We start from the raw sequence: 15,498 nt of genomic DNA, 5'->3' as shown, positions 1-15,498 counted from the left end.
TACTCTACGCCAGATTACTTAAACGAGCCAGTTCTCATTTTTCATAGTATACTTTAACATTATGGCACAAGAGATTAAAAATTTAATACCAAGTATCCTGCACGGCGACCAGAATTGGAAGTTCAAACTTCTGAGTAACTGGCATGCTATTTTTGGACCACTCAGCACACGAGTCAGTCTAGAGAAAATTCATGATGACATCCTCATTCTTGGCGTCCAGGATTCTTGTTGGTTGCAAGAACTTTATCTTCTATCAACCGTATTACTTAAAACAATTAACGAAACCCTAGACCAACCACGCATAAAAAATTTACGCTTCAAGATAATAGGGAATAAAAAAAAGAAGCAACCACAACAACTGAAGCAAAAAGTTTGGTCCAAGCATGCGGTAACCTTAACAACAGTAGAAGACAATGCATTACACAAAATACAAGACCCACAGCTCCGTGATGCATTAAAAAACTTTTTGATACGTTGTCATCAGGAGAAAGTATGAAAAGAATAATCTATAGTCTCATACTCTGGGCAATAAGCACTGCACCTCTATACGCAGTAACAACCCAAACTATTCATAACTATCTTACAGCCAATCGCGATCAATTCAGCGGCAAAATGAAGCAAGCGTATGATAGATACAAAATTCTACTTTCTGAAAAAGATGTCCCCTTGCATGCTTACAAAGGCTATATCCATCTTCTGCACGACACTGGCAACTATGAGCATGTTGAACAGCTGATCCCCGAATTGGATCCGTTATTTAAAAACGACCAGTCCATTCAACTTATTTTTGCTCAATCATTGGATAAGTTGGAAAAACACAATCAAGCTGATGAACGGTTTATAAAATTGAACGATGAATTTAAAAACAATCAAGAAATCGCCTTCAATGCCACCAATAGTTATTTACGAAGAAAAGAACCAGAAAACGCCATTAAAGTAATTGATAATCTTCTCAATAGCTCAGCCAACAAGCCCAATAACTTTATTTTCTATTTTATGAAGTCACAAATCTATATGCAACTCAACAATAAGGTAGAAGCGCTCAACAACGTCCAAAAATGCTTGGACATGCATCCCCGTTTTGAAAAAGGCTGGCTCTTGTATGCGCTGCTCAATGAACAAGCAGGAGAACTCAAAGGAGCCATTAAAGGTTATACCAATTTTTTAGAAACCAGTGGTGGTGACAACAAAGATGTCGAACAACATCTTTTGCAATTAGTTTTCAAGCAAAAAATTGAACAACGCGCTACTAACAACAGCCTGACCATGAACAAACAATGCTTTGATGGGGCGTTGACACTCTTTGATCAAAAAAATTACAAACAAGCTCTGGTTAAAATTGATGCCTGCCTACAAGAAAAGCCCGATAGCAATGAGAGCAAACTCTTAAAAATTCAAATTCTTACTGCTATGAAGCAAATGGACGCCGTTGCTGCAACGCTTCAAGCATGGATTTTAAAAGATCCCACCAATACCATGTGGTATAAAACCGTCCATTTATTAACACAAGATGTACTCAAATTTGAACAAGCAGTTAAGATTTTACAAGAGGTGGAAAAACAACAACCCAATAATCTGCTCCCTAAGCTCTATTTAGCTGATCTCAACACGCGTTTTGATAAAAATGAGGCAGCACTCAACTACCACCAAAAATCATTAAAGCTTGCGCCAAGCAAAGCACTTAAATCAAAAATACTGTACCAAATAAGCATTCTGCAATATGAAGCAAAAAATTTCGATGCGTTAAAAAAAACCATTGAAGAAACAAAGAAGATTAACAGCACCTTTGCCCCACTCCTCAACCTGATTGCTTATTACTATGCAACCGAGGGCGATAACATTAAAGAAGCCGAAAAACTTATTAAGGTTGTATTAAAACAAGATGCCACTAATCCACACTTTCAGGATACACAAGCATTAATCTATCATAAACAAAAGAACTATACTCAAGCGTTAACATTGTTACAAAATGTAGCACAAAAAATTCCTTCGGATTATACTGTCTTGATACATCTTGCTCAGACCCTTTATGAAAGTGGCAACACGAATAACGCATTAACTACCCTTGAGCAAGCAAAACGGAATGCTAAAACAAAAGACCATAACCTTGAGTGCGCACAGTTATTGAATCAATGGAAAACAAAAAAAACGTAAAATATCATCGTATTTGTTTTGTTGCGGGTAAATCAGGAGGGCATATCCTCCCTTGCATAACCTTGGCCCAACAAATGCTTAACAAGCACCCTCAATACGAGGTAATGTTTTTTTCAACGGCCACAGCGCTCGACAAACAATTGGTCAATAGTAGTGCCATTATACGGCACTACATCCCGTTGACGCTCCAAGCATTCCCCCATAAAAGCATTGTACGTTATCCAAAATTTTTATGGCACTTGGTATCATCGTTTGTTACCAGCTTCTATTATTTATATAAACTTAAACCTGAAGGCGTGATTAGTACCGGTGGCCATATTTCCATACCCGTGTGCTTAGCCGCGCGCCTACTCAAAATTCCTATCGAACTCTATGAGCTCAACGTGATTCCTGGCAAAGCTATTAAATTTTTAGCACCATTTGCTTATAAAATTTGGATATGCTTTGAACAAAGTACCAGCTACTTTCCTGGCAACCGATGTACCCTGACAAACTATCCAATGAAATTCACCGACTACAAAAAACTATCTCGCGAAGATGCATTGGCAACAATACAATTTTCTCCGCAAAGAAAAACAGTCGTAATACTTGGCGGCTCACAAGGATCATTGTTTATTAATGCTGCCATGCGCCAAACACTAGAAAACTTTCCACAATTAGCGCAAAACATTCAAATCATTCATCAAACAGGTGCCTATGATACCACTGACTGGCAATCATTTTACGCATCTATGGATCTGCCCGCATTGGTATTCAGTTATAGCGATGAATTAGCAACCTATTACGCTGCCGCCGATATCGTTATGTGCCGATCTGGCGCAGGTACTTTGGCTGAAGTCAGCTTCTTTGATAAACCATGCATTACCATTCCTCTTGAAACCGCTACAACAAAACATCAAGTTGATAACGCAGTTGCCGCCGCACAAACACGTCCAGATTTATTTACGATTGTCAAACAAGAAGACATAGACCAAGATCGTAAAACCTTGCATAATGCCATCACATCGTTATTATAACTCAATTAATATTAATTCTTACCAAAAAAGGGAATTTTAAGATGATTTACTTTCGTCTCTCTATTGTCGCCGGCCTACTGGTACTCGTCTCTACAACCCATACCATGGATAAACCACAAGAAAATTCAAATCCATCGTCTTCTCCAAAATATAGATATAGCAGAGAAGAGTTAATGGCTTTTCGCAGCGGAGTAAGCTCATTAAGCTTGGCAGTTATTGCTCATATACCAGCTAAAATTATCGCAGACCAAAATAACTCTTCCAGCCAAGATGTTAGAAACGAAGCACAAACTCCATTCAATTCTCCAACCCACGGACCCAGAAGACATAGTACAGAAGAAATTGACATGATTGTACGCGAATCACTATATTCAATGAACATTGTCAGCCCTAGCTCCTCAAATAGCAGCAGTATTAGTAGTCCAACAGCGAGCACCTTAAGCCGATCCTCACAAGATGTTAGAAACGATACTCCAGCTCCATTTAATTCTCCAAGACTAATACCAATGAGACATACTAGAAAAGAACGCCGCGGATCAACCGATTCAATAAACTCAACAAGTTCTGCAAGCCCAAGTTCTTCGAGCAGCAGCAGCAATAGTAGCAGTGCGAGTCCAGCATCAAGTAGCCTGAGCCGCTCACTCAGTACCTCCTCATCCGACAGTCCATTTTCCTCAAATCGATTTAGCGCTTTGTGTCCTATGAGCCCCATGAATTTATCAAGCCCATCAAGAAAAGAATTTCTTGCTAAAATGCTCAGAGAAGCAAATGCTCATAATGCGTCAATTAACGACAAAAGTAATCCTCAACATGAGGAGATGAAAAAAAATTAATCTCATCAAATCATAATTGATAATGTACCGGGGACATTTGCATAAGCAGGCGTCCCCTTTTTTGTGCGCCATATACATGGCGACGCAAACATATTTTACACCATAATTGACAATGTACCAGGGACGCTCGCTCCATAAACAGGTGCTCCCGTTTTTTCGTTAATGCGTAATTCTTTTAATGATGGATCGTACGCAAACTGTTTTTGCCGCGAAGGCAATCCACTATGCACCTGCATCCAAATAGGAAATGCTGTTTTTACAGGATAAATATTTTCTCCCATAGAGCGATTGTCATCGCGCCCAATATAGACAACCGTCGTTAATTCTGGCGTTGACCCCGCAAACCAACAGGTACGCGAATCATTAGTCGTACCTGTTTTACTGAGCGCCTCACAATCCAACCACGGCGTAGGCCAATACCAACGCACACGCTCTAAAGAATGCGTAAGCACTTTGACAACCTGTCCACTAACCCGTGAGCTCATTACACGACGGTGTTGTGGTTTACTTTTCCAAATTTTTGTTCCCCACGCATCTTTAATCCATGTCAGATAATGAGGCTCAACATACTCACCATTATTAGCAAATATATTAAACATGCCGGTCACTTCGTATAACGAGCCGTCAACACATCCCAGAGCTAATGATGGATAACTATGGAAAGGGCCGGTCATATTACAAGCACGAGCTAAACCAATTACCGGCTGAGCTCCGACGGCAAGCAAAGTTTTTATCGCAACAATGTTGTTAGAATGAGACAATGCATGAGCCAAAGTTATGGGACCATCAAACTGTTTATTATAGTTGTTTGGCTGCCACATGGTGCCATTTTGTTGTAATAATTCATACGGCTCGTCAACCATGACATCTGCAAAACTCATACCAGCCTGCAATGCCGCCGCATATATCAATGGTTTTATAGTTGATCCTATTTGGCGCCGTGCCTGCAACGCGCGATTAAATTTTGAGCTACTGAAATCATGCCCACCAATAAGTGCTTTGATTTGGCCAGTTTTTGCCTCAATAGAAATCAATGCGCCATCAATATCAGATGCCAGCGTGTTTTTTAAATGTAGACATTGATCGCGAAACGCTTTGGTAGCTTTTTGCTGAATGTTTTTATTTAACGTTGTTTTGATATGCAGACCACCGCCATAAAGCATTTCTCTGCCAAACAGTCCTTCTACATGCAAGCGAATAGTCTCGCGCAAATGTGGCGCAAGAGAATCTTGCTCGTCCTGTATAACTTCTAGAGGCTTGTTGCGCGCTTGCTCATAAGCTTCGTGGGTAATAAAAGAAAGCTTCATCATAGAATGCAAAATTATATTGCGCCTTTTTTCTGCCAATGGTGCCGACACAAGAGGACAATAATGAGCAGGCGAACGTACAATAGCCGCTAAAGTTGCAGCTTGGGCGGGCGATATGTCGGCAGCATTTTTTTTCCAAAATCGTTGACTTGCTGCCTGCACCCCATAAATACCACAACCAAAACAAACGTGGTTCAAATATGTTTCCAAAATTTGTTCTTTAGTGAATTGACGTTCTACAAGAAGCGCTAATAGTTGTTCCTTAATTTTACGCTCGAACGTTTTTTTAGAATCGAAAAAGAGCAGTTTGACCAGCTGCTGCGTAATGGTGCTAGCCCCCTGCACCTTACGCCGATGATAGAGATTAACTAACGTGGATCGAATAATCCCACGCCACGAAATCCCCGCATGATTGAAAAAATTCCAATCCTCTGCGGCAATAAAAGCATGAATCAAATGGGGAGGCATTTGATAGAGAGCAATAGGCTCTCGTTTGTCCAGTTGAAACCTGGCCCACTCATGACCCTCGTCATCCAAAACAATGGAGGGCTTTGCGTGGTCGTACTGCTCAAGAACCGAAAAGTCGACGCTGTGATTATATACAATATAAAAACAGGCGCCCAAGAGGCATGAGCTGACGAGAATAAAGGTGATAAATAAATAGTTTAGTATGGATTTCATACCCTAAGTATAACAAAAAAGGAGCCGTTATTACACGACTCCTTTTTTAATTTCTAAATCAAAAAAAATTTAACGAGTACAGTTCTTTTTAGGACAGAAACGACAAATCTTGTTTTCTTCTTCAAATCCTAATACGCCACGAACTTTTTCTCTAAATTGCTCGTTATAGTTATAAAGGATAGCAAATACTAATGCTGAGATTGTAGTCACCGTGATAAATTTATTTTGAACAGTAGCTGCATTATAAATCGATGTTAAAATACCTGATACCGCCTGAGACGATTGAGTGACTTCTGACGTTGCTTCCGCAGCTACAACGCTGATTGGTGCATCTGTTAATGGAGGAATGCCAAAAGAAAAAACTGGCATCAAAACAACATAAAGTGCAATAAGAACTGCTGATGAAAAAAGCTTCTTTACCATAGCAAGACTCCTTTTAATAATGTAACATATTCAACCTTGGCAAAAGATACCCTTGAATCTCCTCAATTGTCAATATACACTACAAGGGATCACATCGTGCCCATTGTAATAAAAAGTAATGCCGTGAATATACTGTATAAAGAACGATATTTTTACCTTATTATCTTGCTATTATTTATAGTCGATATCTTTAGTTTTTCGTTGCTCGAAAAACAGATCGTCTATGGATTGCTTTGCTTTTACTGCATATCCCTCTATAAAGAGACAAGTATATTCCAACTTTTTGCCATATGCCTCCTGATAGCCCTAGAATCCTCGTTCCATTATAATATCTTTGGACTACAACTTGTATACATACTCCCTATTACCCTGATTGGCTTTCAAAGCCAAAAAACTTTTTATGGCTTTTCTATACAGCCTTATATCTTACTTATCTGCTGCCTGTTGATCGAATGCCTCGTTATTGAGCCCTTTGGGCTAAAAATACCCACCATTAGTGCCTATACACCCGTTAAGATTATTGCTAATATAATAGTATTATGGTGTATATCTTTGATAGATAATTCTCAAGGTAAACTAGGCAATCGCTTTGACGCCTATAGCAGGCGCAGAGAGGAAAGTCCGGACTCCCAGTGAACAAGGTACCTTAGGAGGGAAACCAACTAAGGGAGGCGTAAGCCTATGGATCAGGGCCACAGAAAATAACCGCCCGTCATGTATATTCGTATATATGACGGGTAAGGGTGAAAATGTGCGGTAAGAGCGCACAATGCAGGCCAGTAATGTCCTGCAGGGGTAAACCCTACCTGGAGCAAGACACAATAGGCACGTGCGGTCGTTCATTCCGGTTTAAACGTGCGGGTGTAGTCGCTTAGATAAATGGTTGCCATTTTTAGGTTTAATCACTTAAAAAACAGAATCCGGCTTATTGTTTACCTTGAGAACCCTAAAACATACAACTAAGGTTACTTCATGTTCAAAACAATCAAAAATCTCCTTTGGACCCTCCCGTTTATAAGCTTTATAACGGGCTACGTTACGCTCACTGTTCTCTATCCCCAAAAAGAGCTCGAAACTCCTGCTTTAGTAGGAAAGAATACTCAAGAAGCTTTTATGATTTTATCTCGACAAGGTCTCAACCCTCGTTTGTTAACCTTCAAAGAAGATGCCCTATTGCCAGAGGGAACGATCATAAGTCAAACCCCATCATCACTGCAAAAAATAAAACAAAATCAATCAGTTTTTTTGGTTATCTCAACCCAACCAGCAAAAAAACAAACGCCTAGCCTCGTGACAAAATCGTTACCCGCAATCGCCGCTGATCTTGAACAACAACACATCCGTTTTAAATCCTACATAGTTGATAATTCAGCTCCAAAAGATCTATGTATTGCCCAATGGCCCATGCCAGGCCAATTACTCGATGCCAATCCCATAACGCTTTACATTTCAGCCGGCCCTCATAAAAAAGTATTGGTTCCCGATCTGAAAAATAAACCCATAGAACACGTGATTGAAGCGCTGAACGCTCAAGACATTACAACTGAAGTGCTTCACTATCCAACGCAGCCAGATGGCCACCACTGCACGCATTGCCTCATCATAGATCAACGACCACTGGCCGGATCTATCATGAGACTTGATACAGAAAAACCCTTCCTCATGCAGCTACAAGTTCAGCCTTCCGCTTCGTAGTTCATTGACAAAAAAACATTTTCTAATATGATTAACATGAGTAAAAACATCTTCTACTGATGACACAAAAATCAAACATGGATATTTCAATGAATAAAAAAATAACATTTTTTTTAGCACTCATTATCAGTGTAACTCAGTGCTTTTGCATGGACAAACCATTCGTGGATAATCGACCATCAACAAAAGTTGAAACATTCGGCGAGACCACAGAAGAAAAAAACGCTACTCCTGTGTCCCCGATGCATAAAAGATACTCAAACAAGAGTTTTTCAAACTTGCCCAATTTAGCAAACCAATCGAGCCACAGTACTTTCGAAAATAATAATTCAAGCCACAGCTTCCCACCATCTTGTACTCATAAATCTAAATCAGCGTTTATAGATTTCAAAAGAGGACTTGGTTTCATAAGAAATGCCGAAACAGGCGATGAAACCGTAGCATCCATACCTCTTACCGCTCAAGATCGCCTAGATCGTATTTATTATAATCACGAAAATGATTCAGACAGCTTTGATAAACATATTACTGATACACTAAAAAAAATTGCCCAAGCAACAAACTCAACTCATAAGCAGGAGATTGCTGATTATTTACGCAAACATTATCTCAATTCACCTCGCGTATCCAAAGAAGATAAAGAAAAATTGGAAAAATTAGGGCAGGATATTTTTAAAAACCCTGCATCTGAGACACAACAACAAGATAGCCATACAACTAATTAACATTCATACCCTCACAATCGATAGAATACGGATCATGCATAAAAGATTATTCCTGCTCACCTTCACTCTGACATTATTCGTTATGAATAACACCACATTTACGAGCCAGCCTTTTAACAGCACAAATAGCAACAAGGAAGGCCAAACCATTTTTTCAATCAATGAGGATACAACCACGAAGCCTCACATGACTTTTTCGCGGAACGTCAGATCGCTGGCTATTAACATAGCCAAGCCACAAGCCCAATCAGTCAACAGAACCGGCATGCAACATGCACAATCAATGCCCATAATTAAACACGAAAAAATAGCTGCGCGATTCACCTCGCTGGCTACTGCGCAACGTGCTTTTTTATATTGTCCATCTCTGTCCAAACAGGATGAAAATATTATTTATGAATGTATGATTAAAAAAGCCTCAATCTCTCAAAAAGAAATCGATCAAATAAAAGATCTTTTAACGTTTCGCTATGAACAACAAGGCGCGAGCAAAGAATCTAGCAGCACCAGACAAAGAAGCAATACAAGGTAATAGTTTTAAACCCATTTTTTTAAGGATAATCATATGTTTGCAAAAAAGATCATATTTTTCACCGTTTTAATGCTAGCAACACACACCTCTACTATGTTCTGCCCATCTCCTGCAAATCCAGAAGATATGAAACAAGTATCATCCGTTCAACAATCGAACGACAACAGCCTCTTTTATGAAAATGATACAAACAACGCCCTTGCATTGACTATTGGAATGAACAGGCATCTTGCAGAACAACTTGCTAAACAAGAACTACTCAAAGAAGAACAAAAAAAAGCCGCCGCTGCGCAACCTACCACAACAAAAACAATAATGAATTCGCTCCTAGAAAAAACTTGCATCATTAACTAATGCCTATTTCTTATACTATATTTTTTATCATGTTTTTTGGTATGGTGTATAAGCTACTGTATACACCATAATCCTATTGGACGTTTTTATGACTATGCAACCTTCATCATCTCTTTCCCCAGAAAACACGATAGTCGTTTTTGATATCCATGGCGTATTGTTCAAACGTAATTATAAAAAAACAATGAACCTTCTTTGGCAGAATAAAAAAGTCGTGCTTCTTGCGCGGTATATGCTACATCCACGATTCATGTACGATCTATGTACCCTTATGCTCAAACGCGCAGTACCAGAAGAATGCATTATGACATTATGCCAAAAATATCCTGGCATAGCTACTTACAAACACCTTGCCATCAATATTGCCAACGCCCAAGATCCAATTCAGGAGACTCTCGATATAGTCTCCTGCTTAAAAAAAAGGGGGTATGTGCTCCATATTTTCTCTAATATTGGTGCCGTTATTTTTGTACATTTAGCCGCACGACACCAAGCAATCTTTAGTAATTTTGATGCAGTACAGGTACCCAACCAGGAAAACTCTTATCTAGCCAAAAATAATCCAAAAGCATTCGCTCATTATCTTGCAACCTATAATCAACACAATAAAACAATCCTCTTTATTGATGATAATCGTCAAAACATTCGAAGAGCAACCGATGCTGGCATGATCAGTATTTATTTTGAAAACCCTGACCAATTACGTAACAAACTCACGCAATTTGATCTCCTTTAATCCAAATTATTGAAAATACAGTTCACGCAATTCTATAGTAATATAAAAGTTTAAGATTGGTGGTTGATCAAGAGGATAACAATGATGACGCGCAATTTTTTTATCATTGTCCTGATAGCCACGATCATGCCACCAGTATTGTGTAACAACCTGAAAGAGCTTACTACACCACCAACGCCAACTCAAAAAAATATGCATGAAATCATCAATGAGAACCACCAGCATATAATCCAAGATATTACTATAACCATCGACAAAAAAGACAATGATTGCTCTCTCATGCATGGCACACAGCTACGCGAATGTTTAGCCTGCCAGTCAAAAGAAAAATTCATAGCACACATCTCAGCATTAAACGATCCAACTGCACTTGCCTACTGGCGCAGTTTAACATTCACGGAATATGTAAACGCTCTGAAGAATTTTACCGAAGACGACTGGACGCTCTACTGGAAAAGCCGTACGCAAGAATACCAAAACAATTTTCCACCAACCCTAGAAGCACAACGTCTTATGATCAAAAAAATCTATGTAGGATCACCATGGATCCCCTGGATAAAAAAACTTCTTACTGGCAAATCGCACGACCATGCCAATGATTTAGAAAAAATTATGCAAAGCTACGACAAGAACTGCGACTTTGATCCACAAGCAGTTTACAAACGTAATCAACGCTTATTAAAGTTCGAAATAGCAAGAAATCAGTTGTTTGAAGAAAAAACCAAAAAAGGAAAATCATGAACAATAAAATATTCTATTCCATGCTACTCATAAGTGTTTATGCTGTTGCTACACCAAGCCACACTCAAGTCTCTTTTCACAATAATAATCAACACACCATTACTCAAAGCATATCTGGAGCCCACGGTGTTGATGTTCAAACCTATAGAACCTATATTCCGACCAAACCAACATTGCCGCCTCATGGGGAGATACAAACAGCAGTACGCATAGTCCCATTAACGCATGATCATGATGCTGCCATGCCAAGCACTGGCATTCTATCAACACTTGCGTCTTACGTGCCAACAACGCTTTCCGATATAACTACACCAAAACTTATCGTTGGCTTTCTTGGCATTACCTATAGTACCCTACTAGCACGATTGCTGTACACATCATATTATGTTATCAGCAGTAACGATACATGGGCATCGTGGAAAGGACAAATGACCATATCCATGCTCAATAAAATTGAAGCACAGACTGCACAAGAACTGCTTGCCGCTATTCAAACGAGATATGCCAATGCACCAGCTACCGCATGTTTTCTGAGCCCACTCGTGTATTTCATTAATGACATTGATGGCGAACTACAACAATTGAGTAACTTTCTCAGGCTGCATAGAAGTCTCGATTATTTTAAGATGTCGTTTCTTTTTCCAGAACAAGCAGAAGCACGCACCACTGCCAAGGAAAGAATCGCACGCTTGGAATATCTAAAAACAGTAGTTCTAAAATATGTGAGTGAGTATAAGGTGGAAACTAACGGCTAACATAAAGCAGGCATTATGCACCACAAAGTTTTGTTGTTGGTTGCACTCAGTAGCATGAATTCAACCCAATGGTCTTACGATAGATTTCTACTTCGCCAACCTGTTCTTCATAGCTCGAAGAGCGGAGTAGAAGGCTTGCAAGAACGGGCTTGGCAATTTTCTGCTGATTTCCTACAACACTATCAAGCCGGTTCCAAAATTGAAGAGCCAATGATAAGCTTGCCACTCAGCACCCAAAAACCTGATTTAAATGATTGGCTTATCATACAAACACCCGAGCACCTACCGCCGCCATCATCCTCATCATGGATAACCTATGAGAAGGCACATACTCTTATTAATATCACCACCATGGGATACGTACTCATGAAAATATATCAACGATATAATCAACTGTATGCTGCCAACCAATCAGCCGACAATAGTTATGCCATAACAAAATTATTCAAAAATGGATTGAGCTATATCTGCCCACAATTTATTCAAAGCCTTGGCACGCAGGGGATTTTTTTCGTTGATTCAATCCAAATTATTGGCACAGCATTTCTGTATAAAACTATTGCACAATGCGTCATTTTTTGCACCAGTGGGAATATTTTCGACCTTCTACGTTCTATTGCACATAAAAATTGCCGCTCCCGCCAAAACCAATCTTGTCTTTAAAATAAAAACCGGGTACCATTTTTTATGTATAACTTTTTTAAAAACCCTTCGACAAAGCTCAGGGAGGACGGCGTAGTGAGGCTACTCATCAGGTGCGTTAAGGTTGCTCACTCCTAAGCTGCAAAAATAACGAGGAAAACAACATGAATACCACACTATTTTTAGCTATTTTCAGCATACTTGCTGTCTTTTACTTTTTTATTGGTCTCTACGCATCGCGCAATATAAAAAATAATACCGATTATTTTTTAGCCAGTCGTGACCTTGGTTTGTTTCCCGTTACCTTTACTCTCATTGCAACGCAACTTGGCGGTGGCATGTTGATGGGTACTGCCGAACAAGCGTATACAGTTGGCATCTACGGCATAACCTACACACTGGGTATGAGCTTAGGATTCCTTCTCCTGGGCTTGGGTTTCGCTGCTAAATTACGCTCATTGAACGTCGCAACAACAGCCGAGCTTTTCGAAACAAAATATCATTCACCAATGCTGAAAAAAGTTGCTTCTCTGCTTTCCATTGCCACCATGTGCGGCATCTTGGTGGGACAAGTTGTTGCATCAAGAACACTCCTTGCAGGCATGCAGATTAATAACGAAATAATTTTTATACTCGTATGGGCATTCATTATTACCTACACCATGATTGGCGGCCTTAAAGCCGTTGTAGTCACCGACACAGCACAAGTATGGGTGATCATTTTAGTTTTCTTCGGCATTTTTGGTTATTGTTTGAGCCTTGAACCGAGCAGCTTTTTTTCCCTTGCTGGCCTTATTGAACTACAAAAAAACTTTTCTACTATACGCATCACCAGCACTTCGTTACTGGCAACCATTATGCTCCCTGCACTATTTTCACTCATCGAACAAGATTTAGCACAACGATTTTTTGCTGCACGTACCCAACGGATTGCTGCATTATCTGCTTTTATTTCAAGCGCTTTTTTACTGACATTCTCACTCGTTCCTATTTATTTTGGCGTGAAAGCTTTTGCAATGAACCTCAATGTACCAGCTGGCGCCAGTCCACTCATACCAATCATAGAATCGCTCACCAATGACTACGTGGCACTTTTTGCCATATGCGGCATATTGGCCGCAATTACCTCAACGGCTGATTCATTGCTGTGTGCAATAAGCTCGAATTTAGCACAAGATTTTGATTTTTCCTTTGTAGGAATACACAACAAACTAAAACTTTCCAAGATGGTAACGCTCATTACCGGTGCAGCAGCATTCATTACCTCATATTTTATATCAAATAATGTGATTGATATTCTAATAAGCAGCTACGAAATTTCTGTCAGCTGCTTATTAGTACCGCTCCTGTTCAGTTATTTTGGCACGAACTTAAAAAAGAATGCCGCTATTGTTTCCATACTCTTCGGACTCGCTGGATTCATTATATTCAGAATACACCCAATAGTAGTGCCCAAAGAAATTGCAGCATTGATACTCTCATTAATTGGCTATTGGCTTGGCAACTCTATAAAAAAAGAGTTGATGACTGCATAAAAAAAGAACAAACGCTTATTCCTTTTCTACAACTTACACGTAACACACACCAAACTAAAGGCTCGGTTCAAATCATCGGTCACCACAAAAAGCTCCAATTCTGTTTGTGATATAGCACCATGCGCAAGCACTTCATTTTTGAGCCACTGCATGAATGGTTCCCAATACTCAACACCAATAAAAACAATCGGAAGTTTTGGGACTTTTTTAGTCATCATCAATGTTAATATTTCTGCTAGTTCATCGAGCGTTCCAAAGCCACCAGGGAACACGACAAAGGCCGTTGAAAATCTTACCAAAAGCCATTTTCGAGAAAAAAAGTGATTTGTTGAAAAATATTCATTAACGCAGGGATTTTTATCCTCAAGCCCACTCACGTTAATACCCATACTTATGCCCTTTCCTGCACCACGCTTTAAAGCACCACAACTGGCTGCTTCCATGATGCCAGCACCACCGCCAGTCAACACGGAAATATTATGTTCAACAAACATCTGCGCCAACTTGTTAGCCTCTACAGCATAAGGATCATCCTGCAAAAATCGAGATCCTCCAAAAATAGTCACTACTGGTTGCTCAAGCTTTAAAACTTTCCAAGAACCATACAGCATTTGCGTATAGGTTTTGAATAAACGCCATGCTATTCCACTACATGTCCATAGTCTTTGAAAAAAATTCATAGCTACTCCCCAGGTAAAAAAATGCCTTATTATTGCAGCATATAGTGGCTATAGGCAAAAAAACAATCTCTTAAATAAAAAGCCCTTATCTCAGCCTCTTCACCTACATAACACCCATATTCATTGCTATTTTACTTCAAAAATTCCTATAATTATTTATAATAGAAATATAAGTTTGACAAAAATAGGATAATTCACATGAAAACTATGCAGAACAAAGCACTGATTCTAACACTGATAATTGCCTGTGCAAGTCCATTAGGAATTTTCACGCCTCTGTCGGCATGGAATCCATTTTCAGCAAGTGATTGGGAAGACGTGGGAGAGGCCATAAAAGGTGGCTTTGAAGACCTGGGCAACACCATAAAAGGTGGCTTTGAAGACTTTGGTAAAATTATGAAAGATAGCTTTGTGTCTCTAGGCGAAAGCATAAAATCAACCGCGCTCAAAGCGGGCACCTTTTTTAAAGAAACTGTCTACGAAGAGGGGCTTCGCGATACCATCGGCAAAGGATTTATGTCTGTTTTTGATTGTTCGCAACGTTCAAGCGCGCAAGCAAAAACTGCCATTACCTATATAGAAGATAACAGTAGAATTGCAACAGGCATGTATACCAATGTGCTCACCAGAAAAGAACCCGCTAATTTTTGTTCTTCGCCAGGATCTTCTACAGAACCAACAAGCATTAA

The 15,498-nt window shown here is 39.5% G+C and carries 17 protein-coding genes and 1 other RNA gene; 15 read left to right on the top strand and 3 right to left on the bottom strand.

What is annotated here, in order from left to right; genetic code table 11:
- Positions 1-61 precede the first annotated feature (61 nt).
- The 4 genes from NTX86_03255 to NTX86_03240 are packed head-to-tail and all read left to right on the top strand — an operon-like array spanning position 62 to position 4,003.
- Positions 62-496: a DciA family protein gene (locus NTX86_03255; protein MCX5922319.1), complete on the top strand. Its 435-nt coding sequence runs from the start codon at positions 62-64 to the stop codon at positions 494-496.
- Positions 493-2,154, top strand: coding sequence for a tetratricopeptide repeat protein (locus NTX86_03250; GenBank protein ID MCX5922318.1), 1,662 nt, complete (start codon positions 493-495; stop codon positions 2,152-2,154). The genes NTX86_03255 and NTX86_03250 overlap by 4 nt, the downstream gene beginning before the upstream one ends.
- Positions 2,133-3,170: a UDP-N-acetylglucosamine--N-acetylmuramyl-(pentapeptide) pyrophosphoryl-undecaprenol N-acetylglucosamine transferase gene (locus NTX86_03245; protein MCX5922317.1), complete on the top strand. Its 1,038-nt coding sequence runs from the start codon at positions 2,133-2,135 to the stop codon at positions 3,168-3,170. The genes NTX86_03250 and NTX86_03245 overlap by 22 nt, the downstream gene beginning before the upstream one ends.
- 41 nt (positions 3,171-3,211) lie before the next feature.
- Positions 3,212-4,003 (top strand): hypothetical protein, encoded by a 792-nt coding sequence (locus NTX86_03240; GenBank protein ID MCX5922316.1) that lies wholly within the window; start codon positions 3,212-3,214, stop codon positions 4,001-4,003.
- Positions 4,004-4,098: 95 nt separating this feature from the next.
- Here the strand turns inward: NTX86_03240 and NTX86_03235 are convergent, their stop codons facing one another.
- Positions 4,099-5,991 carry a PBP1A family penicillin-binding protein gene (locus NTX86_03235; protein ID MCX5922315.1) on the bottom strand — a complete coding sequence of 631 codons (1,893 nt, stop codon included), beginning with the start codon at positions 5,989-5,991 and terminating at the stop codon, positions 4,099-4,101.
- Positions 5,992-6,060: 69 nt separating this feature from the next.
- Positions 6,061-6,414 (bottom strand): hypothetical protein, encoded by a 354-nt coding sequence (locus tag NTX86_03230; GenBank protein ID MCX5922314.1) that lies wholly within the window; start codon positions 6,412-6,414, stop codon positions 6,061-6,063.
- Positions 6,415-6,981: 567 nt separating this feature from the next.
- Between NTX86_03230 and rnpB the strand changes: the two genes are divergently transcribed.
- The 10 genes from rnpB to NTX86_03180 all read left to right on the top strand — a co-directional run bounded on the left by rnpB (position 6,982) and on the right by NTX86_03180 (position 14,129).
- An RNA gene (rnpB, locus tag NTX86_03225) (RNase P RNA component class A) lies at positions 6,982-7,358 on the top strand.
- 28 nt (positions 7,359-7,386) lie between these two features.
- Positions 7,387-8,109 (top strand): PASTA domain-containing protein, encoded by a 723-nt coding sequence (locus NTX86_03220; GenBank protein ID MCX5922313.1) that lies wholly within the window; start codon positions 7,387-7,389, stop codon positions 8,107-8,109.
- 89 nt (positions 8,110-8,198) lie between these two features.
- Positions 8,199-8,834, top strand: coding sequence for a hypothetical protein (locus NTX86_03215; protein MCX5922312.1), 636 nt, complete (start codon positions 8,199-8,201; stop codon positions 8,832-8,834).
- 34 nt (positions 8,835-8,868) lie between these two features.
- The gene (locus NTX86_03210; protein MCX5922311.1) at positions 8,869-9,366 is read left to right on the top strand and encodes a hypothetical protein; all 498 of its coding nucleotides are present in this window, start codon (positions 8,869-8,871) and stop codon (positions 9,364-9,366) included.
- Between the two features lie 33 nt (positions 9,367-9,399).
- Entirely contained in the window at positions 9,400-9,720 is a 321-nt protein-coding gene (locus NTX86_03205; GenBank protein MCX5922310.1) for a hypothetical protein, read from the top strand.
- A gap of 88 nt (positions 9,721-9,808) precedes the next feature.
- A complete protein-coding gene (locus NTX86_03200) occupies positions 9,809-10,456 on the top strand; it encodes a hypothetical protein (GenBank protein ID MCX5922309.1) in 648 nt (215 codons plus the stop codon).
- A gap of 81 nt (positions 10,457-10,537) precedes the next feature.
- Complete coding sequence (locus NTX86_03195) at positions 10,538-11,197, top strand: hypothetical protein (GenBank protein MCX5922308.1); 660 nt, start codon at positions 10,538-10,540, stop codon at positions 11,195-11,197.
- Entirely contained in the window at positions 11,194-11,952 is a 759-nt protein-coding gene (locus NTX86_03190) for a hypothetical protein (protein ID MCX5922307.1), read from the top strand. The genes NTX86_03195 and NTX86_03190 overlap by 4 nt, the downstream gene beginning before the upstream one ends.
- A gap of 15 nt (positions 11,953-11,967) precedes the next feature.
- Positions 11,968-12,615, top strand: coding sequence for a hypothetical protein (locus NTX86_03185; GenBank protein MCX5922306.1), 648 nt, complete (start codon positions 11,968-11,970; stop codon positions 12,613-12,615).
- A 143-nt stretch (positions 12,616-12,758) separates the two neighbouring features.
- Positions 12,759-14,129 (top strand): sodium:solute symporter family protein, encoded by a 1,371-nt coding sequence (locus NTX86_03180; protein ID MCX5922305.1) that lies wholly within the window; start codon positions 12,759-12,761, stop codon positions 14,127-14,129.
- Positions 14,130-14,155: 26 nt separating this feature from the next.
- Here NTX86_03180 and NTX86_03175 read toward each other — a convergent pair whose 3' ends face one another.
- A complete protein-coding gene (locus tag NTX86_03175; GenBank protein ID MCX5922304.1) occupies positions 14,156-14,809 on the bottom strand; it encodes a TIGR00730 family Rossman fold protein in 654 nt (217 codons plus the stop codon).
- A 198-nt stretch (positions 14,810-15,007) separates the two neighbouring features.
- Between NTX86_03175 and NTX86_03170 the strand changes: the two genes are divergently transcribed.
- On the top strand, positions 15,008-15,498 hold a 491-nt coding region (locus NTX86_03170), incomplete at its 3' end, for a hypothetical protein (GenBank protein MCX5922303.1).

Source organism: Candidatus Dependentiae bacterium (assembly GCA_026389015.1).
Taxonomy (GTDB): domain Bacteria; phylum Babelota; class Babeliae; order Babelales; family Vermiphilaceae; genus JAPLIR01.
This window is presented reverse-complemented; position numbering and strand designations above follow the sequence as displayed.